A 26483-nucleotide genomic window follows, 5' to 3' on the forward strand; every position below is an offset into this window, starting at 1 on the left:
AGAGGGTATGACTGTTAGTGAAGACATAATCTTTGAAGGTAAATTTTATGTAGAAGGATTACATAAGAAGTCCTTTGATAATTGTACTTTTTCGAAATGCGATTTCTCGGACTCGAAGCTGATCACTTGTACTTTTACGGACTGTTCTTTTATAGATTGTAATTTGTCGATGGCGGATCTCAATCAGTCTACTCTGAATAATATCCATTTTAAGAATTGTAAGATGCTTGGTGTGAAATTTAATCATTGCCACGATTTTATTTTTCATGTCGACTTTGAAAATTGCATACTCGATTATGCCTCTTTCGAAAAGCGAAAAATGAGTAAGACTCGTTTTAAGGATACTTCATTAAAGGGAGTTGACTTTGGAGGAGCCGACCTCAAACAATCAAAATTTTTGGAAGCAGATTTAGAAGAAGCAATCTTTTATAATACCAATATTCAGGAAGTGGATTTTACCACTGCATATAATTACTCAATAGATCTGAGTCAGAATCAGATCAAAAAAGCATGTTTTTCTAAAGATGGATTGGCGGGGTTGCTAAACCAATTTGATATTATTATCGACTAGTTACAAGTCTTTATTCATCACATAGTCTTCCATCAGGAAGCCGTTGCCGATGTCAATATTTTCACTTGTGAAAAAATCGAAGCCCATTCGTTTATAGAAATCAATCGCTCTGTTGTATCGGTTTACATTCAGCGAAAGAAGCGTATTGTTATTCTTCAGGGCAAGTTTACTCACCGCATCTATAAACAAGCGACCTACACCTTTACCTTGAATAGAAGGCAGTACATATATTTTGTGTATTTTGGTTATTGGCGTGCCTTTGTAGTTCAGCTCGTATGATAAATAGCCTAAATATTCACCATCTTCCTCGGCTAATAGATAGTGATGATTTAACTCATTCATCTGCTTTTCCAACGAACTCGTACTATACATCATATCCATCATGTAGCTTATCTGCTCTTGCGAAAGAATGTTGCTAAATGTAGCGGGCCAAATAACATTTGATAGTACCTGGATATTATAAATATGGTCTGTAGTAGCTTCTACTATTTGCATTTATATATCAATAAGGTTTTAGTTCTCTAATGAGAAAGATCTACTGCCTATTCTATTGCCATCAGCAAAAATATCTACACGGTATGTTCCCGGCATCAGATATTCTTCTACATTCCAGTACATGGTAACACCTACTTCTTCGCCTCCGTATTCTATAACCCGCTTGATGGAGTAATTGATATTTCCATTCTCGTAAGCGAATGTATTCGCTCTGCTTTTGGTCAATACATCATCATCGGGTTTCATGATACGTGCATATATAGTACGTTCACCCGGCTCAGCAGTAATATTCTTTGTTATTGTAAAATTGATTATCAGCTGCTCTACTTTATTTATTTTCTTTTGTACTTTTCCCTTGCTGTTTGTAGCTTGCACGCTTATATTCGTTGCATCCAGCTTGGCCGCTTTGGTGACTTTTTCGGTCAAGTCTTGCTTTTGCTGAGTTACCTGATTCAGTGTTTTCGATGTTTCCTGATACTTATTTGTTATCTCCTGCTTTTCTTGTCTTAGCTGAGCATTTGCCCTGTTTAATGAGTCGATCTGTGCGATGTACGACTTTAATATTTGGCGCAGAGTTGCCAGCTCTTTGTTCAAGCGGGAAATCTCAGCTTTATTTTCAGCTTTCACAGTCTTCAACTCTTCAAGTAACCGTTGAACTTTAGTTTGTTCATTTGTTAGCTTTTGTAGAAGTGAATCGTTTTTTATATTCAATTTAAACCCTTCGTATTGCATCGACAGGCTCTCGTACTCGTCTTCCAACTGCTGTTTGTTCAGAACACTTTCCTGTTGCAGTTCGTCGATTTGAGTCTTCTGGTTGAATATAAAGTAACTAGCTATGCCTATTCCCAGAATAAGCAGGGCTATTATTCCAATTAATATTTTCGAATTACTCTTTTTTTCTGTATCCATGATGATGTTAAAAATCTGCGACTACAAATATAACGGATTTATACAGATTGAACAAAAGGCATTTAAAAACCTTTCGCTTTTTTTAATAAAATAGGGGTATTTTTGACGAGCAAAATCTTCTTTATTTCAGAATAAGCATGTACATTTGTTAGGCTTTTAGGCGAGATTGTTTAGTATCTGTTTCGGTCTTGTTGCAATATGAAAGAATCAAATTATTAATTAATATATTAAATCAAATTATTATGTCTAAAGTAACAGTAGTAGGTGCCGGAAATGTAGGTGCTACATGTGCAAACGTTCTTGCGTTTAATGAAGTGGCTGATGAAGTAGTGATGCTTGATGTAAAAGAAGGTGTATCGGAAGGTAAAGCTATCGATATGAACCAGACTGTGCAGTTGTTGGGATTTGATACACGTGTAAAAGGTGTGACTAACGACTATGCAGCAACAGCTAACTCTGATGTAGTTGTTATTACTTCGGGTATTCCTCGCAAACCGGGTATGACTCGTGAAGAATTAATCGGAGTAAATGCCGGTATTGTGAAGAGTGTAGCAGAAAATATCCTTAAATACTCACCGAATGCTGTTCTTGTTATCATATCCAACCCAATGGATACAATGACATATCTTGCATCTAAAGTGACAGGTCTTCCTAAACACCGTGTTGTAGGTATGGGTGGTGCATTGGATAGCTCACGTTTCAAATATTACTTAAGCGAAGCATTGGGATGTAATCCGAATGAAGTAGAAGGTATGGTAATAGGTGGACACGGAGATACTACAATGATCCCTGTAACTCGTTTAGCTACATACAAAGGTATTCCTGTAACAGACCTTTTGTCTAAAGAAGCATTGGATAAGGTTGTTGCCGATACGATGGTTGGTGGTGCTACTCTTACCGGATTGCTTGGTACATCGGCATGGTATGCGCCGGGTGCTGCCGGAGCTTATGTGGTAGAAGCTATCCTTCACGATCAGAAAAAGGTAGTTACTTGTTGCGTGTCTCTTGAAGGAGAATACGGACAAAATGATATTTGTATTGGTGTGCCTGTAGTTTTAGGTAAAAACGGATGGGAAAAAGTTATCGACCTTAAACTTACAGCAGACGAAAAAGAAAAATTTGAAGCATCAGCAGCAGCCGTTCACAAAACAAATGCTGTTCTGAAAGAAATAAACGCTATCTAACGCTTATTTGCAAAGTTTGACTAAAAGAGAAGGGATGCTTCATGTATATGAAGTGTCCCTTTATTATTATATTCTAGGGGTATCTTTCTTTGCTAAATTTATCTGATATAATAAGCGCTTTTGTTTGTTAAATTATGGCAGAAAAAGTGACATTAAAATATGTATTGTTAAGTGTTACTTTTGTTACTTTTTGTAGACAGAAATTGTGTGTTGCTTTTTATAGATACTTGCTCTGAAGTATTATTAACAGTGATAGGTAATATTACTTTTTTAAATGTTAATTAACTATTCGGTGGCTGATATGCAATAAACGATGGTTATATTTGTAAAATCAACTTAAAATACCATAATCATTAAACTTTAAACCTGTAAAAACTAATGAAAAAACTTACGCCAATCATTTTATTTATGGTGACAATTTTAATGCTTTCATGCGGAGGAAGTGAATCCACAGTTCTCAAGCCATACAATGAAGGTATAAATATTACGCCGTTACCACTCGAATTGACGCAAAAAGAAGATACTTTTAAGCTTGGAAAAAGTGTTGTGTTTGTAGCAGACAACGCAGATGTGGAAAAAGTAGCTGCTTACTTTGCTGCAAAAATCAAGGCATCTACAGGATACAACTTGAGTATAGAAAAAACTAAACCTGCAACAGGTTATATTAATTTGTCTATTGTCGCAGATCTTCCGGTTAACGAAGAAGGTTACTTGCTCGACGTTACCGAAAAGGGGATAGATATTCAGGCTAAAACACCGCATGGCTTGTTTTATGCGATGCAGACTGTAATGCAGTTGCTTCCTGCCGAAATAGAAAGTCCTACGCTTGTGAAAAATATTGCATGGAAAGTACCCGGAGTAGCAATAAAAGATGAGCCTCGATTCAAGTACAGAGGAATGCATCTCGATGTTTGCCGTCACTTTGTTGATGTAGACTTTATAAAGAAGCAATTGGATGTGTTGGCTATGTTCAAGATCAATACATTTCACTGGCATCTGACAGAAGATCAAGGTTGGCGCATCGAAATAAAGAAATACCCTAAGCTTACAGAGATAGGAGCAAAGAGAACAGAGGGTGAAGGAAACGAATATGGCCCTTATTTCTATACACAAGATCAAGTGAAAGAAGTTGTGGCATACGCTAAAGAGCGCTTTATAGAAGTTATACCCGAAATAGAATTGCCCGGACATGGTGTAGCTGCAATTGCTGCATATCCCGAGCTCTCTTGTACAGGAAAGCCAATCGATGTACGTTGTTTCTGGGGTGTGGCAAACGATGTGTATTGCGCCGGAAACGATTCTGTATTCCAGTTCTTGGAAAATGTGATAGAAGAAGTGATTCCTTTGTTCGAAAGCGAATACTTCCATATTGGTGGCGATGAGTGTCCGAAAGACAGATGGAAAGTATGTCCTAAGTGTCAGGCTCGTATAAAAGAACTTGGTTTGAAAGCGGATAAGACTCACTCTGCTGAAGAGAAACTGCAAAGCTACTTTGTACAACGTATCGAAAAGTTCTTGTTGAAGCACAATAAGAAGATGATCGGTTGGGACGAGATACTTGAAGGAGGACTTGCTCCAACAGCTACTGTAATGAGTTGGCGAGGAGAAGAAGGCGGTATTGCTTCTGCAAATATGGGGCATGATGTGATAATGACACCGGGGGCATGGATGTATCTGGATAAATACCAAGGTGATGCTAAAAACCTTCCTGTAACGATAGGCGGCTTCTTGAATTTAGAGAAAGTGTATGGATATGAGCCTGTTCCGGAAAAGATTGCCGAAGATAAGAAACATCATATCTTAGGTGCGCAGGCTAATGTGTGGACTGAATATAAGTACAATGGCAATGGTATGGAATATGATATTTATCCGCGTATTATTGCATTGGCTGAACTGAATTGGACACCGAAAGATAAGAAAAACTATAAAGATTTTGAGCGTCGTATCGATAATCAACGCGTGCGCCTTGATATGCATAATGTCAATTATTACATACCTTTACCGGAGCAAAAGGGTGCGCCGTCATGTAACTTTGTAGCATTCACAGATCAGGTTACACTGGAATTTAAGACAACAGAACCTGTAAAAATGGTATATACCACCGATGGCAGCGAGCCTGCATTGATGTCGCAGGTTTATGACAAGCCGTTGACATTTACTGCAAATACAACCTTGAAAATACGTTCGGTACTCTTGTCTGATAAGATGAGTGATGTGCGTACTATCACTATAGAAAAGCAATCGTATGCACCGGCTGTAGAGAAGGAAAAGGATGCTAAGCCCGGACTTAAAGCGGAATACTACAAAGGATATACAAGAACAGTGGCGGAATTGGAAGGCAAGACTGCTGCCGAAACCGAGTATGTAGCCGCTCCGCAGAAGTCTAAGCATAGAATACCGAATTATACAGAACCATATGCCGACGACTATTATTCTACAGTTCTTACCGGATACATGAATATTCCTGAAGATGGTGTTTACTACTTCAGTACAGATTATGAATTGTGGATTGATGGTAAATTGTTAATATCTAACGAAAAAGATAACAACGGAACTGCTCGCAGGTTTTCACGTAGCGATAAGTCGGTTGCTTTGGCTAAAGGTCCTCATGTATTCAAACTAATTAGACTGGGTGCTATATTTGGCGGATGGCCTACCCAGTGGGAAGATATCTATGTAGGTATCCGTAAGGCAGATCAATCGGAATTCAGTTACATGGATGAGACTTATTTTAAGTAATACAGAATAGAGTAACTAGATATATAATGTAAGAGATGTGCCGGTGCCTTCATGTGCCGGCACTTTTTTATGTGTATCGCCAGCAACTGTTTGCTAAAAAGATTATATTTGTATGTATCGTACTGATATTGGAGTGTTGTGAGCTAAGTGCTCGGAATAAAATAGGTAATTAGAAGAATAGAATAGTACATAAATGACGCAAAAAGAATACAAGAATTTATTCGATGAAGATGATGCTGTAGGGTGGCTGGAGATAGATAAGGTAGTGGAAGGTATCTATGGAGATCAAAAACCTCGTCACTATGCTCCTCCTGTACATTACATGCTGGGTGGGGAAGACCCGTTAGATGGTGTGAGTATATACGATTCGAAAAAAGATATGTTTCATCGCCACTTAGTAAGCTATGGCATGTCAGAACTTTATTATAACGAAGAGGCTGCCGGAGGTGAATTTAGTAAATGGGGATTTGAATTTACATTCCGTCTCAAACCTTTTGCCGAAGATGGTGACGACCCTACTTGGGTGGTCAACCTCATGAATAATCTTGCTCGCTATGTAATAAAGAGCGGTAAGTGGTTTGAAGAATATCATGTTATACCGGCAAATGGCCCTATTCGTTTGAATTCTACAGCCGAAATTAATATTGTAGGGGTTGCTTTTGTTTCCGATCCTGAATTGGGAAAGATTCAAACACCGCACGGAGAAGTGTCATTCTTGCAAATGGTAGGATTTACTGCAAATGAAATGAATCGGATTACATCGGCAAGCTCGGCTTATGATGAGGTGAAGAAAGTTTTAGACGAAATGAAGACAACAAATCCTCTGATGATAACCGACTTGCTTCGGAGATAGATTATAGCGTAGTATCTGAAAGCTTTCTGTCTTGTAAGTGTGTTTACAAAAGGTTTTCCATAATTAATCTTAATAGTACACTAAAAGTGCAAGATAACTGTTTCCGGAGTAAGAGGGAATCACTTTTTTTGGTAATTTTGTATCTCTAAAAAGGAAGCGATATTAAACGGTTTAAGCAAATATTTCTCACTGTATTAGGTATAATAGTTGGACTCGTAACCCTGCTATTCGGACTGTTGAATATGCCTGCTGTGCAGGAATATGCTAAAGGCATTATTGTAGATGAACTAAAAGCAAAAATCGGAACTGAACTAGGTATCGGTAAATTGCATTTTCAGCCATTCAATACTGTTCAGTTAGACAGTGTTTACTTGTATGATCAGTCTCATGAGAAAGTGCTGTTGGCCGATAAGATATCAGCCAGTGTCGATCTCATCTCTTTGATGCAAAATAAAATAGTGGTAACCTCTGCATGGCTTTCCGATTTCGAGGTTCACCTATCTAAAGAGGCTGATGATGCGCCTCTGAATATACAGTATATTATCGATGCTTTTAAACCAAAGGATGATAAGCCCAAATCGAAAATAGAAATCAAGCTGAATGCTGTAAATATTACGAATGGTCAATTCTATTACGATATAAAAGATAAGCCTTTAGTTGTTCATCATTTTGACAAAAACCACATAGCCGTATCCGACTTGAATGCAAAGTTGGCGATGAAATCTCTAACTTCGGATTCGTTGAACATTCAAGTCAAAAAGTTTGCTCTTAGGGAGAAAAGCGGACTGGATATATCTGATCTTACCTTTCGTATAATCACTCAAGGAAAGAAAGTTTCTATAAGAAATTTTGAGCTCGACCTGCCTTCATCCTCGTTAGAGCTAAGTCGTTGTGAAATAAATCTGACTCCTACCAGTGATACCGCTAAGATAATGGACTACGCCAGTATCGATTGTGTTGTTGCTACTTCTTATATATTACCGAAGGATGTTTCTGCATTAGTACCTATTTTGAAGGACTTTGATGATAAGATTATTATCAGCGGGCAAGTCAAGGGTAAGATTGATGATCTTACTGTATCGGGTTTATCTTTAGATTACGGGAAAAAGATGCATTTGATTGCGAATGCAGAAATCAGAGATATGAGATACCCATCGAAGACATATGTACTAGGTAGTGTCGATGAATTATCGTTAACCCATACTGAATTGTCGAGTATTATTGACAACTTCTCATCAAAAAAGGGGCAACTGCCTGCTCAATTAAAAAAACTTGGCGCAATATCTTTTAGAGGGGATATTTCGGGTTATCTGGATCAACTTGTCGCTTTTGGTAGTGTAGAAACTGATTTGGGAGTGGTTAAAACAGATGTGCTTTTCGGAGTTAATAATCCCAAGCCGGGCATCGAAACATACGTAAAAGGTAAAGTATATACTACCGATTTCAGTTTGGGAACATTCTTGGATAATAAAGATCTCAATAAGGCTTCTTTAAGCTTGACAGTGGATCTTGAAAAGCCAAAAAATGGTAAGCTGAGAGGTAAAGCCGAAGGGATCATTCCAAATTTCGATTATAAAGAATATTCATATAAAAATATAAAGCTTGATGCCGGATATGATGGCTTGCGCATCGATGGTAAGTTAGCGATTGACGACCCGAATGGAAAGCTCGATATAGCCGGTTTGTTTGATCTTACAGATAAGAATATGCCCGAACTTGTTTTCAAGGCAAAGGCGACAGACATCCAATTAGATAAATTGCATTTGGTAAAGAATATGCCTTATTCTTATTTATCGTTTAATATAGATGCCGACTTTGTGGGTAAGGATATAGATAATGCGCAAGGATATATACGTATCGATTCGGTAGACTTTCTTCGAGAAAATCAAGTTTTCAAGATGGACGAGTTTCTTGTTAAGTCTACAATAGATTCTTTGGGGCATACACTAAGCATAAAGTCTGATATCCTTAACGGACATGTTAATGGTGACTACTCTTTCTCTACGATGGCAAATAGTATTTTAGAAACCCTGCATCCATATTTGCCTGCATTGATAAAAGTAAATGGAAAGAAGGTAGAGGAAAGCGTAGTTAATAATAATTTCACATTCAATTTTGCTATCAATAATACAGAAACACTCAGTTCTGTATTCAAACTGCCTGTTACGGTCATAAATCAGGCTAAAATCGTAGGGCGGTACGATAATCATTTGGATAAATTTAAAGTGGAAGTTTTCATTCCGGCGATCAAAGCTGCAGGAATGAACATAAAATCAGGCTATGTCCTTGCCGAAAATGAGAATTCAGATAATGTTGTCAACACTCGCATAGATGCCTCTATAATTGGGAAAAAAGAAGTGACAAATGAAATTTCTGTAAAATCTACATTAGCCAACAACAAGATAAATACCAATATTTCTCTTCTTAATGATGGAATGCAGAAGGCTAAAGGTGATTTTTCTATTTCCACATTATTTACCAAAGAAGACAGAAGGCCTTTGATGATTGATATTGAAACACTACCAAGTGAGCTAATGCTGAACAACACGACTTGGAAGATGGAAAAATCTCATATTAAAATACAGGATGGGCATTATGCTGTTAATAATTTTTCGGTATATACAAGTGACAAAAGTCAAGAGATAAAGATAAACGGCAGTTACTCGCCAAGCAGTTCTTCGGATATATTGAAGGTAGAGTTGAAGAAGATCAACTTAGAATATGTATTCCAGACATTAGCAATCGATGTATTGAGGTTTGGGGGAGCGGCTACAGGTAGTTTGTTTATGTCCAGCATCGAGAACAAGCCATATCTGAATACCCGTTTAGATATCACTGATTTTAAGTTTAATGGAACAGAGCTTGGGCGGTTAAATATATTCAGTGAGCTGGATGACGAAACCAACAAAATAATGTTGGATGGGATGATTGTCAGCAAAGAGAATAAGAAAACAAAGGTAGACGGAGAAATAGATCCTATACATCAGGGGCTTTCTATAAATTTTGATGCGGATAGTCTCGATATCAGTTTCCTGAATAGGTATGCAGAGGCTGTTTTTCAGAATATAAGTGGTAGAGGTACTGGTAAAGTACATTTGTTTGGAGACTTTTCGGATGTTACCGTTGAGGGCAAGGCTTACATTAAGGACGGGAATATAGGGATTAACTTTCTGAATACAAATTATAAGTTTTCGGATACGATCTACATGAAAAAAGATCTTATCTACTTTACCAACATCACTCTCATCGATGAATACAATAATAAATCTTTAGCCAGCGGGAAGGTGGCTCACGACTACTTTAAGGATTTCATGTATTTAGTCGATCTCTCAGCCGATCATTTCCTTGTATATAATGCCACCCAAAAACAAAATCCAATCTTTTATGGAAAGGTATTCGGTAGCGGGAAAGGAACTATTGGTGGTGACGAACGAGCCGTAGATATAGATATTAGCATGAGAACTGAGGACAAGACACTCGTCCGTATGAATTTCATGGAGAATATCATAAATGAATATTCGTTTATCAATTATAAGTCGAAGCTGAAGACCGACTCTATAATCACTCCAAATATAGCGGAGGTCGCTCCGCCGATACAAGCCAGCTCCGGCATGGAAATAAATATGAATTTTTATATTGATGCCACTCCTAACGCTACAGTAGAAATTCTTATGGACCCTGTGGGCGGTGATGTAATTAGCGGAACGGGTAGTGGTGCGATGCAATTTCAATGGAGTTCAAAATCTGCGCCTCGCCTGTTTGGAACATATACCATAAATAGAGGGAGTTACAATTTTACTTTCCAACGATTGATGGAAAGGCGGTTTACAATAGAGGATGGAAGTACAGTACAATTCAAGGGTGATCCGTTTGAAGCTATTTTGGATGTGACAGCTATCTATAAACTGACAGCTAGTTTAAGAGATCTTGATCAGACTTTAATAGAAACAACCGGGCAAACTACTATTCCGGTAAACTGTGTTCTGGATCTCACAGGGCCGTTGAGGCAACCTACCGTGGGGCTTGATATACAATTCCCTGCAGCCGATCCGGAAGTGGCACGGCAGGTGAAGAGTCTTATAAATACTCCTGATATGATCAACTGGCAAGTTGCATATTTGCTGCTCTTGTCTAAGTTTGATAGCCCTAAAGGATCAAATACCCCTTACGAAACTTCAGACTTTGCGGCCGTGGCTTCGGCTACACTATCGAATCAGTTGACCAAAATTGTTAGCCAGATAGATAGTAGATGGGAGCTCGGAACCAATATACGTTATAGTGATAAAGATTTCACAAGTACAGAAGTCGAACTCATATTGTCTAGTCGTTTGATGAATGATCGACTGTTGATAAATGGTAACTTTGGATATCGCAATGATGTAAATATCAATAACGGCAAAGAAGCCATGATTAGTGATGTTGATATCGAATATTTGCTCAATAATGCCGGAACATGGCGCGTAAAGGCATACAACCACTATAACGAAAAATTCTATTATACCGGAAAAACATCGCAGTCTCAAGGGGTAGGTCTTATATATAAGAAAGACTTTGATAACCTCAGAGACCTGTTTGGATTCCCTACATTAAAGACGAAGTCTGTTCGAGATACGGTTACTCCTATATTACCTGATTCCACAAAAAGAGGTAGTTCGTTGAGCCGATTTATCAGAATGAAAAAATAATGCTAAATCCTGAGCTAATAGATTTTATAAAAGAGCATGAGTGTGATGATATTCATGAGCTTGCTTTATCTGCAAAGCGATATCCAGATATAGATATTCAATTGGCAGTACAGCAAATTTCAGGACGAAAGATTGCAAAAGAGAAAGTTCCTTCGTGGTATCATATCGATTCCATTCTATATCCGAAGCATATCTCAATGGAACAATGCTCTTCGGAGCAGACTGCCCGATACAAGGCGGGTTTGGTGGAAGGAAATTCTATGATAGACCTTACAGGAGGTTTTGGTGTCGATTTCTCTTTCATAGCTGCAAGGTTTAAAGAGGCTATTTATATAGAGCAGCAGGAAGAATTGGCTGAAGTTGCGAAATATAACTTAGATGTTTTAGGACTCAATAATGTTCGAGTAGAGAGCACCGATGGAATAGCATATCTTGAAAAATTATCACCTGTTGATCTCATATATATCGATCCGGCAAGACGTAGTAGTGAAGGGAGAAAGATATTCCGTATAGAAGATTGTACCCCTAATATAATTGAAATAGAAGATTTGTTGGACGTAAAAGGCGAGAGGGTAATGATAAAACTATCACCCATGCTTGATATTTCATTAGCACTAAAATCTATGAGAAACGTATCTGATATTCATATTGTAAGCGTAGCGAACGAGTGTAAGGAGTTACTTTTTATAAAAGACAGGAATAAGAAAGATCAGCATATTCATTGTGTAAATATACAAAAGGATAAGACTGATGTATTGTTATTTCATAAAGAGGACGAAGATTCAGCGCATGTTAATTATACTTCATCTGTTGGACAATACCTATACGAGCCAAATGCTTCGATATTGAAAGCCGGAATGTACAAATCCGTAGCTGATATTTACAAATTAGAGAAGTTGCACCCAAGCAGCCATTTATATACGTCTACTGATCTGATCTCTGAATTTCAGGGGCGCAAGTTTGTTGTTGAAACTGTATGCTCTTTCAATAAGAAAGATATAAAACAGCACTTATCTGCTATAAAACAAGCGAATATAACTACACGCAATTTTCCTGTTTCTGTTCAAGAGATCAGAAAAAAGACAAGAATAAGTGAAGGTGGAGATATTTATATATTCGCCACCACACTATCTGATGAAAAAAAAGTCCTTATTATTTGCCGTAAGGTTTGAATATTACAGACAATTTTCGGCATGATAAGAAGATCGCACGAGTGGACCACTTTCTACATAGGAAAAACCTTTCTCCAAAGCAATACTCTTCAATCTCTTAAACTCATCCGGGTGAATATACTCTACTACAGGCAAATGTTTTTTGCTTGGTTGAAGATATTGTCCGATAGTAAGTACAGAGCAGTTTGCCTCCAAAAGATCGTCCATCAGCTGATAGATTTCTTCCCTTGTTTCTCCAAGTCCGACCATCATACCCGATTTTGCTTTTAATCCGTTCTCTGCAATCCGTTTCAACACAGACAGGCTTACATCGTATTTAGCTGCACTTCTCACTTGTGGTGTCAGGCTTCGTACTGTTTCCATGTTATGAGAGATAACATTCGGTGCGGCTTTGCAAACCATATCAATCAACTCGGTATTACCTCGGAAATCGGGTATAAGAACCTCCAGAGTTGTATTCGGATTTACTTCCTTCACCTTCGTGATTGTTTCTACCCAGTGCATAGCACCCTGATCAGGCAGATCGTCCCGGTCTACGGATGTGATAACGGCATGTTTCAGATTCATCAATCGGATGGATTCTGCTACATTTTGTGGCTCTTTTGGATTCAATGCCAGAGGTTTTCCGGTTTTTGTGTTACAAAACTTACATGACCGAGTACATATATCGCCCCCGATCATGAACGTAGCCGTTCCTCGTCCCCAACATTCTCCCATATTAGGACATCTTCCGCTCGAGCAAATTGTATGTAGGTTATGTGATTCTACTATATGTTTGGTTTGTGAAAAATTATTATTTCCCCCAAGTTTTATTTTTAACCAATCTGGTTTTTTTACGTGTTCCATTGAATACTTTTCTATTATTGAATAACAAAGATAGGAGATAGATAATAAAACCTTAATTTTAAAAGGTTAAAATAAAAACTAGATTATAAGAAATGTAAAAATCCTGACTTGTTTCTAGCAAATCAGGATTTTCTTACAAGCACTTCCTTAATATAATGATACCAACTCTAAAGGTTTACCGCTTATTTTTGTTCGCTCTATGGTTGCTAGATTGCCATCCGAATCATATTTATATGTTATCAGATCAGAAATGTCAGTCCATTTTTCTTTTCGGATATCCCATTTCGTGTAATAAACGTTATCTATCTGGTCATTGGTGTTATACTCAAATTGGTATAATGATAAAGCTACCCATCCAAGGGTTTTGTCCCATTCATAAGATGTGCGTTTTGTTCTGTATCCATTGCAATCATATTCATATACAATTTTGGAGGTAATCTCATTATTCTTATATATTAAAGATTCTCTCTCTTGTGGTTGTCTTGCTTTTAATGTTACCTCAACTTTCTTCTGTGCATATATTCCGATAGATAGAAATGAGATGATTGCTAATGTGATTAGTTTTATTGTTTTCATAATTGTACGCTTTATAGTAAAATATTTTATTTTATGACTATAAAGTCAATTATTGTGCCATTGCTTTTAATATTCAGTATATTAGACTGTTAAGTTGATTTATGGAAGCTTTGTTGTGTTCGTAAACGGACATCATGTATGTTTATAAATAGAAAAATCCTGTACTCAATAGTTGAGCACAGGATTTTCTATAATATTGTAGTACTAATCTATCGAGATCAAGCTTTCTTTTCTTTAGTCCATTTCACGTTGCGCATATCGCCGGTTTCGATGAAAGCTTCGTGAAAAGCAAATCCGTCATATAAGTCAACAGGTGTTTGTCCTTGTTCGCTGCGAGCAAGATATTCTCTTAGCAATGGACGATATTCCGGATGAACACAGTTTTCGATAATTGCTTCTGCTCTTTCTTTAGGGCATTTACCGCGAAGGTCTGCAATACCATATTCACTGATAATAATTTTTACAGAGTGCTCGCTATGATCCTGATGCGATACCATAGGAACAAATGCACTGATTTTACCATCTTTAGCTACTGATGGAGTTACAAATACAGATACATAAGCACTACGGGTAAAGTCTCCCGAGCCACCAATCCCGTTCATCATTTTAGAGCCTGTAACGTGAGTAGAGTTGATATTACCATATATATCAGCTTCCAGAGCCGTATTGATAGCGATAATACCTAAGCGACGCACAATACCCGGATTGTTAGAAAACTCAGAAGGACGAAGTACAAGTCTTTCTTTGAAGAATTCCAGATTCTTGTAGATCTTTTCGATAACAGGGTTACTTACTGTTAACGAACATCCACTTGCAAATTTTACACGTCCGCTTTCCATCAAGCTGATTACTGCATCTTGAATAACCTCTGTGTAAACCTCAAAATCAGGTATTTCTTTGCTTTGACCCATTGCAGCCAATACTGCATTTGCAATATTACCTACACCCGACTGAACAGGAAGGAATGTTTTAGGCATACGGCCTTCAGCCATTTCTTTAACAAAAAAGTTAGCAACGTTTTCTCCGATTTTTGCTGTTATTTCGTCTACAGGGCTAAAGCCACCACCTTCGTTCGGAGTATTTGTTTCTACAACGATTATTTTGCTAGGATCTACTTTTACGCAGTCGGTACCCATACGGTCTTTTACAGAATATACCCCGATCTCTCTACGGTGTGGAGGGTTTGGTAACTCTGCAATATCGTGCATACCACGCATTTCTTTCGGATGCCATCTGTTAAGCTCTACAATTACAGTTTTAGCAAGGCGAGCTACAGTAGGAGTGATTCCTACACCGCATGTTGGTACTATTTCACCGTCTTCGGTAATGTCACACGCTTCGATAATAGCAAAATCCACTTGTCCAAAAAAGCCATAACGTATTTCCTGAGCAAGCTGAGAAAGGTGCATATCAAAATATTTAACTTCCCCGCTGTTGATAGCATTTCGCATATCTTTACTAGACTGGTACGGAGTACGGAATTTAACTGCATGAGCACGAGCCAGAGACCCGTCGATAGAATCGCCTGTAGATGCTCCGGTAAACATTCCTATCTTGAATGGATTCCCTTTTGCATGTTCTGCTTCAGCTCTTTTAGCTAACGCTACTGGTACTACCTTAGGACATCCTGCGGCAGTAAATCCGCTAAATCCTACATTGTCATTGTGTTTGATAAGTGCGGCTGCCTCATCAGCAGTCATAAATTTTAAAGCCATGTCTTTTCTAAAAGTATGATTAAATAAATTGTATAAAGTTGATTTTTAACACCTTCTCTTTGGCGCTGCAAAAGTACAAAATTATTAACTGAACAACTAGAGATTAACATTAAAAATTGAAAGATAGCGGTTTATTCCTACTTTTTCTTGTATATGAGTTTTACAGACACCGGAAAATGATCTGAAGGCAAACGTATATCGCATCCATTGAAGGAATATTCCTTCGGGAAATCACCCGTTTTGATGTTGTTTTCACCATCTCTTGGAGTCCGATATGTATCGGTTAATACACCATAGCGTTCTACAGACATGCTTGGGCTTACAAAGATATGATCGATACGGCTACTTGTTAGCAGGTCGGGCTTGAAAGCATTGAATGTTCCGTTCAGTGCATATCTCACTGTTGCACGGTCGTATGAGTCGGTAAGGATTCCCGATGTGCTTAGCAATGTATAGCTTTTGTGTGTTTGATCTACATTGAAGTCGCCGGTTAAAATTACAGGATCATTGCCGCACATTTCTTTTATCTTAGTCAGTACCAACTTAGCACTTTCTTCACGGGCTATTACTCCTACATGATCCATATGTAGGTTGAAGAACCAGAACTTAAGCTTGCCTTTTGTTTCTTTCAGTTGTACCCATGTGCAAATACGTGGGAGTGCAGCATCCCAGCCTTTGTTTGGCTCATCCGTTTTCTCTGCCATCCAGAAATGTCCTGATTTTAATACTTTGTATTTATCTTTTTTGAAAAAGATGGGAGCATACTCACCTTCGGTTTTCCCGTCGTCTCTACCTACACCTACATAGCTGTATTGCGGCAATGCGTCGAGCAAGTCTATCAGCTGATTGTGTTTTACTTCTTGTGAACCCCAGATGTCGAAATCGTTATAGGCTACAAGGTTAGCAATAACAGGACATCGGGTTGCCCATCCGTTGCCTTTGTTGGCATCACCTTGATTGTCATTTCGGATATTATACGTGGCTACATTAAGAGTTTGGGCAAAAATAAAAGAGCATAAGCAAAGGAGTATAACCCCTAAAAGTGTTTTTTTCATATTTTGGACATTTATAGATTGTTTGAGTACAAATTTAACCCATAAAAAGGAAATAACCCGCCGAAGCAGGTTATTTTATATACTATATATCGTAAAAGATATTAAGCTGGGGAAATACAATTTATTGTTGCTGATGCTAGAAACGGGTATCGCCTTTTTATTACACTTCTTTCTCCAATTCTATCAACAAGTCGCTTTTGCTAGTGGTATCGCCTTTTTTCACCAATACTTTTTTTATGATGCCTTTGGTGCTTGCTAAGATTGCATTTTGCATCTTCATGGCCTCCAGTATCAAAAGAGTGTCGCCAACCTTTACCGTATCGCCAGCTTTCACCAATACATCGAGTATCTTACCCGGCATAGGTGCTTTTAGTCGTATCGTAGTAGATTCGCTTAGTAAGTTGGCCAATAGTTTTTTACGCTCCAACGAAAAAGGAGATTCAATCGAAAATACATAACTGACACCATTCACCAGCAATTCATATTCGTTCTGGTGTTGAGCTATTACTTCCACAGGATAGGTAAGCCCATTCACTGTCATTACAGTAAAGCCATCAGGCGTAGTTTCTATTTTGAAGTCCAGCTCTTTAGAGTTGTGCGTATATTTCCCATTTTCATCGATAAGAAAATCAAATGCTTTGTTCGAATTCTTATCTAAAGCTATGATTGGTTTATGTTGTTTATTTTTCATAATCGAAGTATTACATATTATTAATCCTGTTTCTCATAGCCCAAGGGTCTGTTTCTTCTTTCTTCTCTGCAAGTGCCTGGTTTTGTTTCTTAAACTGATTGGCAGAGAACAGTGCAGCAAAGAGGTCTTCATCTTTCTCACGATATACGAGTGAGTCTAATTGCTTTTCGATAAAAGATGTATTGTAATCACCTTTTTGGAATGTTTTGTTATGCAATACAGCTTTGTCGAACGGTATTGTTGTCTTTATACCCTTTATATGGAATCTATTGAGAGCCTTGATTGTTCTTGCAATGGCGGTATCCCGATCCTTTCCGTGAATAATCAATTTGGCAATCATAGAGTCGAAGAAAGGAGTGACTTCAGAGCCCACCACTACACCTTTATCTATTCTGGTATTGCTTCCTTTGGGCAGACTCATAGCTTTGATGATGCCTGTACAAGGTGAGAAATTGGCTTGCACATCTTCTGCGTTGATACGGCATTCTATAGCCCATCCGTTTAGTTTTACATCGTCTTGCGTAATCGGTAGTTTTTCTCCGTTGGCAATTCGTATTTGCAGCTCAATAAGGTCTAATCCTGTTATCATTTCGGTTACAGGGTGTTCTACTTGTACACGTGTATTCATCTCCATGAAGTAGAAGTTTTTGTCCTTATCCAGCAAAAATTCGACTGTTCCCAAACTTATATATTTAGCCTCTCGTGCAAGTGAAACAGCAGCATCGGTCATCTTTTTCCGCAGCTCATCGTCCAGAGCCGGAGAAGGGGCTTCTTCGAGCAACTTTTGATGTTTGCGTTGTACCGAACATTCTCTTTCTCCCAGGTGGATAATATTACCGTGGGTGTCGGCTACTATTTGTATTTCAATATGTTTCGGATTCTCCAAATACTTTTCTATAAATACAGAAGGGTTGCTGAATGCAGCCAGTGCTTCGGATGAAGCGGACAGATACATTTGTTTGAGGTCTGATTGTTTGCGTACAATGCGCATCCCTCGTCCTCCACCTCCGGCAGAAGCTTTTATGATTACAGGGAAACCAATCGATTTTGAAATTTCGATAGCTTCGTCCAGTGTGCTGACGCTGCCGTTGCTACCCCCCAACATGGGTACATTGCCTTTAGCTGCGATATTCTTTGCAGTGATCTTGTCACCCATATTCTGTATGATACGTGGCGAAGGTCCTATGAAAATAATTCCTTCCTCTGTACAGCGGGTCGCAAACTCTGCATTTTCGGATAGATATCCGTATCCGGGATGGATAGCGTCTATTTTGTTCCTTTTAGCTAATAGCACAAGGCATTCTATATCTAAAAATTCAGGCGTTTCGTTTATCTCCCTATCCGGAAAATTGACGATGCGGTCTACCTGAGTCAGATAATATGCATCAGGTTCTTTTACTGTGCGTATACCTACAGATTCTATGCCCATTTTCTTGGCGGTCTGCGCTATTCGGATAGCGATCTCTCCGCGGTTGGCAATAAGAATTGATTTTATCTTATTTTTATTTTTCATCAGATACAATTTTAAGTATTACAAAGGTAGATTACCATGCTTACGCTTAGGACGTAACTCAATTTTGCGTTCAAGGGCTTTAAGGCTCGAAGCAATCTTCTGTTTGGTTACAGCAGGGTCTATCACTTCATCTATATATCCTTTTTCGTCTGCTATATACGGATTTGTAACCTCTTCTCGATATTTGTCGGTAAGTTCTTTTTTCAGTAGAGCCGGATCTTCCGCTTCGTTCAATTCCTTGCGGAAAAGAATAGCGATAGCGCCATCGGGTCCCATCACTGCAATCTCGGCAGTAGGCCACGCAAAACTAAAGTCACCTCCAATTCCTTTGCTGTTCATCACGATATATGCCCCACCATATGCTTTTCGGAGGATAATTGTTATTTTAGGTACATTAGCAAATGTATATGCATATAAAAGCTTTGCTCCGTGACGGATAATGCCCTCATGTTCCTGATCGGTTCCCGGAAGGAATCCCGGAACATCCACCAGCGTTACAATTGGTATATTGAATGCATCGCAAATATTGATGAAACGTGCTCCTTTTACCGAAGAGTGTGTATCAAGTGTCCCTGCCATTACTTTGGGCTGGTTGGCTACTATTCCCACAACACGGCCATCGATACGGGCAAAAGCTGTAAATATATTCGCCGCATGATTTTCCGATATTTCCAAAAAGTCTCCATTGTCTACGATCAATCTCACTACTTCTTTTACATCGTAAGGCTTGTCAGGATCTTCTGGTACAATATTTCGGAGTTGCTCATCATCCCGTGTTGCCGTTTCTGCCGGTTCGGTGAGCGGAGGATTCTCCATATTATTTGATGGGAGATAGGAAAGTAATTTCTTGACGCCCAATATTGTATTTTCGTCGTCGCTATATACAAAGTCCGCTACTCCCGATTTTGAAGCATGTACAGATGCTCCGCCCAAATCTTCGGTGGATACCGTTTCGTTGAGTACTTCTTTCACCACGTTAGGGCCTGTAACAAACATATAGCTTGTGTCGGCAGTCATGAATATAAAATCGGTGAGGGCAGGGGAGTATACTGCGCCTCCGGCAGCAGGTCCCATTATTACTGATATTTGAGGTATAACGCCAGAGGAAAGCACATTTCTTTTGAATATACTTGCATATCCATCCAAGCTGCTGATACCTTCCTGTATACGCGCGCCTCCCGAGTCGATAAGTCCCACCATTGGCGAACCTGTTTTGAGAGCCATGTCCTGTATTTTGGCTATTTTAGCGGCATGGGTTGCTCCAAGAGAGCCTCCAAGTACATTAAAGTCTTGTGAATATGCATACACCAAACGTCCGTTAACTTTTCCGAATCCTGTAATCACTCCGTCTCCAAAAGCTTTTACTGTTTTTCCGAATGAGGATGTAGCAGGAGGGGCATAAGCATCTGTTTCTTCAAATGTATCTTCGTCGAATAGAAGAAGGATGCGTTCGCGTGCAGTTAGTTTACCCCGCTGATGTTGTTTTTGGTAATATGTGTCGTCATATTGTTTCTTCAAGAGCTCTTGACGAGCAATGAACTGTTCGTATGATTTCTTCATTTTTATATTTATTAAGATACTTTTGGTTGGAATAATAAACTCTTAATTCTGTAGAAAATAATGGTATTGTTCATTATTTATTTTGTTTCCTTCGTATTTCATGTTAGTTCAAAACAGTAAATATAATAGAAATATTTTATTTGAATGTTGAACTGCATAAAAAATATCAATTACAGAACCTCTCTTGAGCTATGGATGATTGAGTATCTATTGGATACAATGTGAATAGAGTTGTTCTTTATATGTGTCTTATTATTAGTTTCTTATATTCTTTTTGAACGATGTCTATCAAATTTGCACTCTATTTAAAATATGGTTTGACTTCATAGATTTTTTAAATATTTTTTTCTTGACTATTCCTTTCTCTAAGTGTTTGATGTTTAAACTACTTTGCTCTAAATTATTTAAGTTGTTGTCTGTTTCTTCTATAATTCTAGCTGATATACATAGGTGAAGTTGTACAGAATTTCTTTACTTTTGCAGTGACATTTTATTATTAATTAACTAAACAAAATGAATCAAAAACAAGTAAACAAACAGCAGGCTTATCGCTTTAAAAGATTTTTGCGGAAAGCCTACAGTGCATTCAACAGTATGCACAGGCTTGTTAACATTGGGGTTGTGACAGGGTGTGCACTTACATGTCTTCATGTATCGCTCGCATCTGCGCAAACTACAAGTAACGAGCAACAACAAAAAGTGATGGAGAAAGAGCTCGATGAAGTGATGGTGACGGCATCGCGGGTAGAGATGCCGATCAACCAAACTGCGAAGCTGTTAACAGTAATCACTAAAGAGCAAATAGAGCAGGCGCCCGTCCGGAGTATTCAAGACTTGTTAGTTTACGCCGCTAACATAGATGTGATTCAACGAGGCGGACATGGTGTACAAGCCGATATCTCGATCAGAGGTGGCACATTCGATCAAAACGCAGTACTTCTCAACGGAGTAAATCTCTCCAACCCCCACACAGGACACTACAGTTTCGACATTCCAATCAATCTCTCAGACATCGAACGTATCGAGATCATTCACGGCCCGTCAGCCCTAATATACGGAGCCAGTGCATTTTCGGGGGGAATCAATATTATTACAAAGAAAAGTGCAGATTATAAAGCTTATGCCAGTGTAGAGTCGGGCATGCACAAACTGCGTGGCATGGAAGTACGTGGTGTGGCAAAAGCTGGCATAACAACAAATAGTTTGTCGGTAGGCTATAACTCTTCTGCGGGTTATATAGCCAATAGCGACTATGATCTGTATAATGTGTTGTGGCAAACACGTTTCAGACTAAACGAATCTAAAATTGATTTACAATTAGGTTATAACGATAAAAAATATGGAGCTAATACTTTCTATTCGGCAAAGTATCCCAATCAGTATGAGCGTACAAGCATATATATGGGGTCTCTGAAAGGAGAGTTTGGTTCTAAATTCAAAATAATTCCCATTGTATATTGGGACAGGCATCACGATCAGTTTGACTTGATCAAGGATACCGACAAGGGGCGCAACTATCACCGGAATGACACCTACGGAGCGAATCTTATCTTTAGCTATGAATCCCGATTGGGGATTACCAGCTTGGGCGGTGAGTTGCGAAAAGAAGATATAATGAGTTCGGTATTAGGCAAACCGATGATCGAGCCTCATCGGAGATATAAAATGTATGATGACCGCACCAATGCGAGTGTGGCATTCGAGCATACTTTAAGTATCGAAAAAGTTGTGCTTTCTGCAGGTGTTTTGATGAATCATAACACATTGTTGAGTGGTAAATATAGGTTTTACCCCTCGGTGAGTGTTACATATCGCCCTGTAGAAGGCTTTAATATATCGTCATCATGGAGCAAATCGACACGGATGCCTACTTTTACAGATCTTTATTATACAACAGAAACCCACAACGGAAACAGCGGATTGAAACCTGAGAAGTCAGAGTCTCTCGATCTTAACTTCAAATACAATAAATCGTTTCTCTCTGCATATCTGACAGGTTTTCTTCTGTGGGGGCGAGATATGATAGACTGGGTGAAGGTGAATGCAACTGACACAAAATGGGCATCGTGGAATCTTACGAAAGTAGATACAAAAGGTGTTGAAATGGGAGTGAAGTTCGGATTGGCAGATGTGTTCCCTGTATTAGGAGAGCAGTCTTCCGTATCTCTTGACTATGCACGTATGCATCAGACCAGCGATGCGCAAAATATGATATCATTGTATAGCTTGAATTATTTGCGCGATAAGTTTACGGCACAGTTTCATCATCAAATTTATAAAGGATTTTCAGCAGGCTGGTATTTTCGTTTTCAAAAACGGATGGGATTTTATGAAAAGTATGAAAATCTGGTGAAGGTTGGTAATGAGCATTATCCGGCATTCTCTACACTCGACCTAAAGCTTAATTACAAGTATAATGATCTACAGTTGAATTTGAGTATGAATAATCTGTACAATACTCATTATTTTGACAGAGGTAATATTCCTCAACCGGGTTTTTGGTTGATGGGAGGTATTAGTTATACTTTTAGATAGAATTAAATGGGATTGTCTGTTGTCATAAACACAGTGTTTTGTTATACTGAACAGAGTGAAACATCTCTTATGGCAACAGACAGTTCGTTTTACATACCTCAATAATATGAAAACAATTGTTCTTATTTTATTCCTATTGCTTCCATTTCATATTTCAGCCGATAACTTCAAGCTGCAAGCAGGAGACCTTATCTTTCAGGAGTCTTGTTCGGGAGATATGGGCAAAGCAATAAAGGAAGTAACATCGAGCATCGATCAATATCATTTTACCCATGTGGGTATGGTCTATATCGATGAAAATGATAGCATCTATGTAATCGAAGCTACTCATCCCAGAGTTGCTGTTACTCCGTTGCATGAGTATCTCTATCCCGAAAATAATAAGGGCTGCTATCCAGTATCTGTTGTGGGGAGGTTAAAGGCAGAATATCAATATTGTATACCCCGGGCAATACAAGAAGGATTTACGTTGGTAGGGAAAGAATATGACGATGGCTTTGTGATGAATAACGATAAATATTATTGTTCCGAATTTATCTATGAGATATTATTAAGAGCAAATAACGGGACTGCGATTTTTCCTCTTAATGTTATGACATTCAAATCTCCCGGTTCGGATGAAATAACAGAGGGTTGGAAGGAGTATTTCGATAAACTGCATCTTCCTATACCTGAAGGAGAGCTTGGTATAAATCCCGGAGCAATGTCACAATCGGATGTAATAGATATTGTTCATTATTATTAAAAAAATAGGCTGCTTTAGGAAGCAGCCTATTTCATCTATTTTAGTTTGAGATTTATCTCAACTGTGCACCTAACTCGCTTTCTAAAGATTTTTGTATCTTTTGCATGATGGCATCAATCTGTTTGTCGTTTAGCGTTTTTTCATCGTCCTGAATAACGAAGTTTACTGCATAAGACTTTTTGTCTTCAGGTAAATTTTTACCCTCGTATACGTCAAACAAAGAAACGTTCTTCAACAACTTACGTTCGGCTTTGTATGCTATCTTCTCTATCTGATCGAAAAGGATATTCTTATCTAATAACAGAGCAAGGTCACGTTTTACAGCCGGGAATTTTGATATTTCCGTGTATGTAATACTATGTTTCTTGATCTCTTTCATTAGGCTGTCCCAGTTCAGTTCGGCATAGAACACTTCTGCATTGATGTCTTGCGATTTCAGGAGTTTCTTGTTAACTATACCTAATACGCCCAGCGATTTACCTTTCCCCTTTGCTTGTATGTCTAAAGCTGCTGTAAATATTTCGTTCGATGTCTGTACGTATTCATACCTGTTGGTTGCGATACCCAAGCGGGCTAAAATATTTTCAACATAGGCTTTTAGTTGATATACAGATGTCTTTTCATCGCCTGCTGCCCAGCTATTGCTTATATTATTTCCACTAAGCCACATGCCAAGATGAAACTCTTCATTATATTCTTTTAAAGTTTCACCCTCCACTTTTTTAGAAGCATCATAGAAATAGCAGTTCCCGAACTCATAGAATTTGATGTCAGGATTCTGATGATTACGGTTGTAAGAAATGCTCTCCAAACCTCCGTAAATCAACGTTTGACGCATCACATTAAGGTCGTTACTGAGTGGATTGATAACCCGTACGCTGTTAGCCACAGGGTATAATTGAGAGTCTGAATAATAAGCTTCTTTTGTAAGCGAGTTATTCATTATTTCTTTAAAGCCGCTACCTGTCAATTGCTCGGAGATCAGGTTCTGTAAGTCATAACTTTTGTCTGTAGGTGTTTCGTACGAAAGGTTTGACTTCAGGCTGTCGCCTATTTCTATGTTGTTATATCCGTAGACACGTAATATATCTTCGATCACATCTACATCACGCAATACATCTACTCTGTAGGTAGGGATAGACAGGCTAAGCGTATCTTCTGTTTCTTTCTCTATTGTAATCTCTAAACTTTCGAGAATAGATTTTACAGTTTCTTTTTCAATAACTTTTCCTATCAGGCTATTTACTTTATCGTACGACAACTCTACTGTAGGCTTTGCTACAGGGTTAGGATATATATCTTGTATCGGTCCTACTATTTTACCACCCGCAAGTTCTTGTATCAATAAAGCAGCACGTTTCAATACATAAATCGTATCGTTTGGATCACAGCCACGTTCGAAGTGGAACGAAGCGTCGGTATTTAACCCATGACGACGTGCCGATTTGCGTATCCATGTAGGGTTGAAGTATGCACATTCGAGGAAAACATCGGTAGTATTTTCGGTAACCCCCGAATCTAATCCGCCAAATACACCACCGATACACATGCCTTCTTTGTCGTTGCATATCATCAGGTCTCTCTCGCTAAGTGTACGTTCTACTTCATCTAGTGTAACGAACTTAGTTCCTTCCGGTAAGGTTTTTACAATTACTGTTCCTCCCGAGATATGAGCTACATCGAATGCGTGTAATGGATGTCCCAGTTCTTGCAATACATAGTTGGTAACATCTACTACATTATTGATTGGGCGCAAGCCTACAGAAGTAAGCCTGTTCTTAAGCCACTCAGGACTTTCGGTAACTTTTACGCCTTTTATTGTTACACCTGCATAACGTGGGCAGGCTTCCGTATTTTCTACTTTTACAGGTACACCGCCGTTTGGTTCATCCAGTTGAAAGCTTTCAACTGATGGACTTTTCAGTGACCCTTTTAGTTTGTTTTGTTTCAGATATGCAGCCAGATCACGGGCAACTCCAAAGTGTGAAGCACCGTCTATACGGTTTGGCGTAATATCTACTTCGAGAATATATTCGCTCTGTATGTTGTAATATTCTTTTGCCGGAGTACCTACCTTAGCATCGGCAGGCAATACGATGATTCCCGCATGGCTTGTGCCTATTCCTATCTCGTCTTCGGCGCATATCATACCAAGCGATTCCACACCTCTGATTTTAGATCTCTTTATCGTAAAAGACTCATCGCCCGAATATAGTTTTGTTCCTACCAAGGCAACCACCACTTTTTGTCCTGCGGCAACATTTGCAGCTCCGCACACTATTTGTAGTGGCTCACTTTGCCCAACGTTTACCGTTGTAATGTGCAGGTGGTCTGAGTCGGGATGATTTACACAAGTGAGTACTTCACCTATCACTAAGCCTTCGAGACCTCCTTTTACTGTTTCTACTTCTTCTACACCGCCGGTTTCGAGACCGAGAGATGTCAGGGCATCGGCAGTTTCCTGAGGGGATAAATCGAAGTCAAGATAATCTTTTAACCAGTTGTACGAGATGTTCATATATTAATGTTTTTATTTTTTCGAAAAAGTCCGTCAAAAATACAAAATTTATTTCATTCGGTTGTTAATATAATCTATCGAATCATTTATTTGAGAAGTGGGTTATATCCTGTTTCACGCA

General features: G+C 38.7%; 18 protein-coding genes. 8 read left to right on the forward strand and 10 right to left on the reverse strand.

Annotated elements, in window-relative coordinates; translation table 11 throughout:
- The first annotated feature begins 7 nt into the window (after window positions 1-7).
- Complete coding sequence (locus BGO84_RS09170) at window positions 8-571, forward strand: pentapeptide repeat-containing protein (RefSeq protein WP_291028885.1); 564 nt, start codon at window positions 8-10, stop codon at window positions 569-571.
- On the opposite strand, the gene BGO84_RS09175 is transcribed toward BGO84_RS09170, so the two are convergent.
- Window positions 572-1066: a GNAT family N-acetyltransferase gene (locus BGO84_RS09175; RefSeq protein ID WP_291028886.1), complete on the reverse strand. Its 495-nt coding sequence runs from the start codon at window positions 1064-1066 to the stop codon at window positions 572-574. It abuts the gene before it with no gap.
- An 18-nt stretch (window positions 1067-1084) separates the two neighbouring features.
- Complete coding sequence (locus tag BGO84_RS09180; RefSeq protein ID WP_135105016.1) at window positions 1085-1975, reverse strand: hypothetical protein; 891 nt, start codon at window positions 1973-1975, stop codon at window positions 1085-1087.
- Between the two features lie 242 nt (window positions 1976-2217).
- Here BGO84_RS09180 and mdh point away from each other — a divergent pair, with 242 nt between their 5' ends.
- The 5 genes from mdh (at window position 2218) to BGO84_RS09205 (ending at window position 12608) form a co-directional block, all read left to right on the forward strand.
- Window positions 2218-3159 (forward strand): malate dehydrogenase, encoded by a 942-nt coding sequence (gene mdh / locus BGO84_RS09185; RefSeq protein WP_135105017.1) that lies wholly within the window; start codon window positions 2218-2220, stop codon window positions 3157-3159.
- Between the two features lie 378 nt (window positions 3160-3537).
- Entirely contained in the window at window positions 3538-5898 is a 2361-nt protein-coding gene (locus tag BGO84_RS09190; protein ID WP_291028887.1) for a family 20 glycosylhydrolase, read from the forward strand.
- A 193-nt stretch (window positions 5899-6091) separates the two neighbouring features.
- A complete protein-coding gene (locus BGO84_RS09195; RefSeq protein WP_291028888.1) occupies window positions 6092-6751 on the forward strand; it encodes a suppressor of fused domain protein in 660 nt (219 codons plus the stop codon).
- 242 nt (window positions 6752-6993) lie between these two features.
- Window positions 6994-11436: a translocation/assembly module TamB domain-containing protein gene (locus BGO84_RS09200; RefSeq protein ID WP_291028889.1), complete on the forward strand. Its 4443-nt coding sequence runs from the start codon at window positions 6994-6996 to the stop codon at window positions 11434-11436.
- The gene (locus BGO84_RS09205; RefSeq protein ID WP_291028890.1) at window positions 11436-12608 is read left to right on the forward strand and encodes an SAM-dependent methyltransferase; all 1173 of its coding nucleotides are present in this window, start codon (window positions 11436-11438) and stop codon (window positions 12606-12608) included. The genes BGO84_RS09200 and BGO84_RS09205 overlap by 1 nt, the downstream gene beginning before the upstream one ends.
- Before the next feature lie 3 nt (window positions 12609-12611).
- Here the strand turns inward: BGO84_RS09205 and lipA are convergent, their stop codons facing one another.
- From lipA to BGO84_RS09240, 7 genes are all read right to left on the reverse strand, one after another.
- Window positions 12612-13454, reverse strand: coding sequence for a lipoyl synthase (gene lipA, locus BGO84_RS09210; RefSeq protein WP_135105022.1), 843 nt, complete (start codon window positions 13452-13454; stop codon window positions 12612-12614).
- Window positions 13455-13601: 147 nt separating this feature from the next.
- Entirely contained in the window at window positions 13602-14030 is a 429-nt protein-coding gene (locus BGO84_RS09215; protein ID WP_291028891.1) for a hypothetical protein, read from the reverse strand.
- 218 nt (window positions 14031-14248) lie between these two features.
- Complete coding sequence (locus BGO84_RS09220) at window positions 14249-15745, reverse strand: acetyl-CoA hydrolase/transferase family protein (protein WP_135105024.1); 1497 nt, start codon at window positions 15743-15745, stop codon at window positions 14249-14251.
- Between the two features lie 137 nt (window positions 15746-15882).
- Window positions 15883-16800 carry an endonuclease/exonuclease/phosphatase family protein gene (locus tag BGO84_RS09225; RefSeq protein ID WP_291028892.1) on the reverse strand — a complete coding sequence of 306 codons (918 nt, stop codon included), beginning with the start codon at window positions 16798-16800 and terminating at the stop codon, window positions 15883-15885.
- A 160-nt stretch (window positions 16801-16960) separates the two neighbouring features.
- Entirely contained in the window at window positions 16961-17491 is a 531-nt protein-coding gene (locus BGO84_RS09230) for an acetyl-CoA carboxylase biotin carboxyl carrier protein subunit (RefSeq protein WP_135105026.1), read from the reverse strand.
- Between the two features lie 10 nt (window positions 17492-17501).
- Window positions 17502-19004: an acetyl-CoA carboxylase biotin carboxylase subunit gene (locus BGO84_RS09235; RefSeq protein WP_135105027.1), complete on the reverse strand. Its 1503-nt coding sequence runs from the start codon at window positions 19002-19004 to the stop codon at window positions 17502-17504.
- A gap of 18 nt (window positions 19005-19022) precedes the next feature.
- Window positions 19023-20564 carry an acyl-CoA carboxylase subunit beta gene (locus BGO84_RS09240; RefSeq protein ID WP_135105028.1) on the reverse strand — a complete coding sequence of 514 codons (1542 nt, stop codon included), beginning with the start codon at window positions 20562-20564 and terminating at the stop codon, window positions 19023-19025.
- A gap of 513 nt (window positions 20565-21077) precedes the next feature.
- Here BGO84_RS09240 and BGO84_RS09245 point away from each other — a divergent pair.
- Window positions 21078-23099, forward strand: coding sequence for a TonB-dependent receptor (locus BGO84_RS09245; RefSeq protein WP_291028893.1), 2022 nt, complete (start codon window positions 21078-21080; stop codon window positions 23097-23099).
- Between the two features lie 106 nt (window positions 23100-23205).
- The gene (locus BGO84_RS09250) at window positions 23206-23844 is read left to right on the forward strand and encodes a YiiX/YebB-like N1pC/P60 family cysteine hydrolase (RefSeq protein WP_291028894.1); all 639 of its coding nucleotides are present in this window, start codon (window positions 23206-23208) and stop codon (window positions 23842-23844) included.
- A 52-nt stretch (window positions 23845-23896) separates the two neighbouring features.
- Here BGO84_RS09250 and pheT read toward each other — a convergent pair whose 3' ends face one another.
- Window positions 23897-26362 carry a phenylalanine--tRNA ligase subunit beta gene (gene pheT / locus BGO84_RS09255; RefSeq protein WP_291028895.1) on the reverse strand — a complete coding sequence of 822 codons (2466 nt, stop codon included), beginning with the start codon at window positions 26360-26362 and terminating at the stop codon, window positions 23897-23899.
- Window positions 26363-26483 lie beyond the last annotated feature (121 nt).

The organism is Dysgonomonas sp. 37-18, from assembly GCF_001899125.1.
In the GTDB taxonomy this organism is placed as follows: Bacteria; Bacteroidota; Bacteroidia; order Bacteroidales; family Dysgonomonadaceae; genus Dysgonomonas.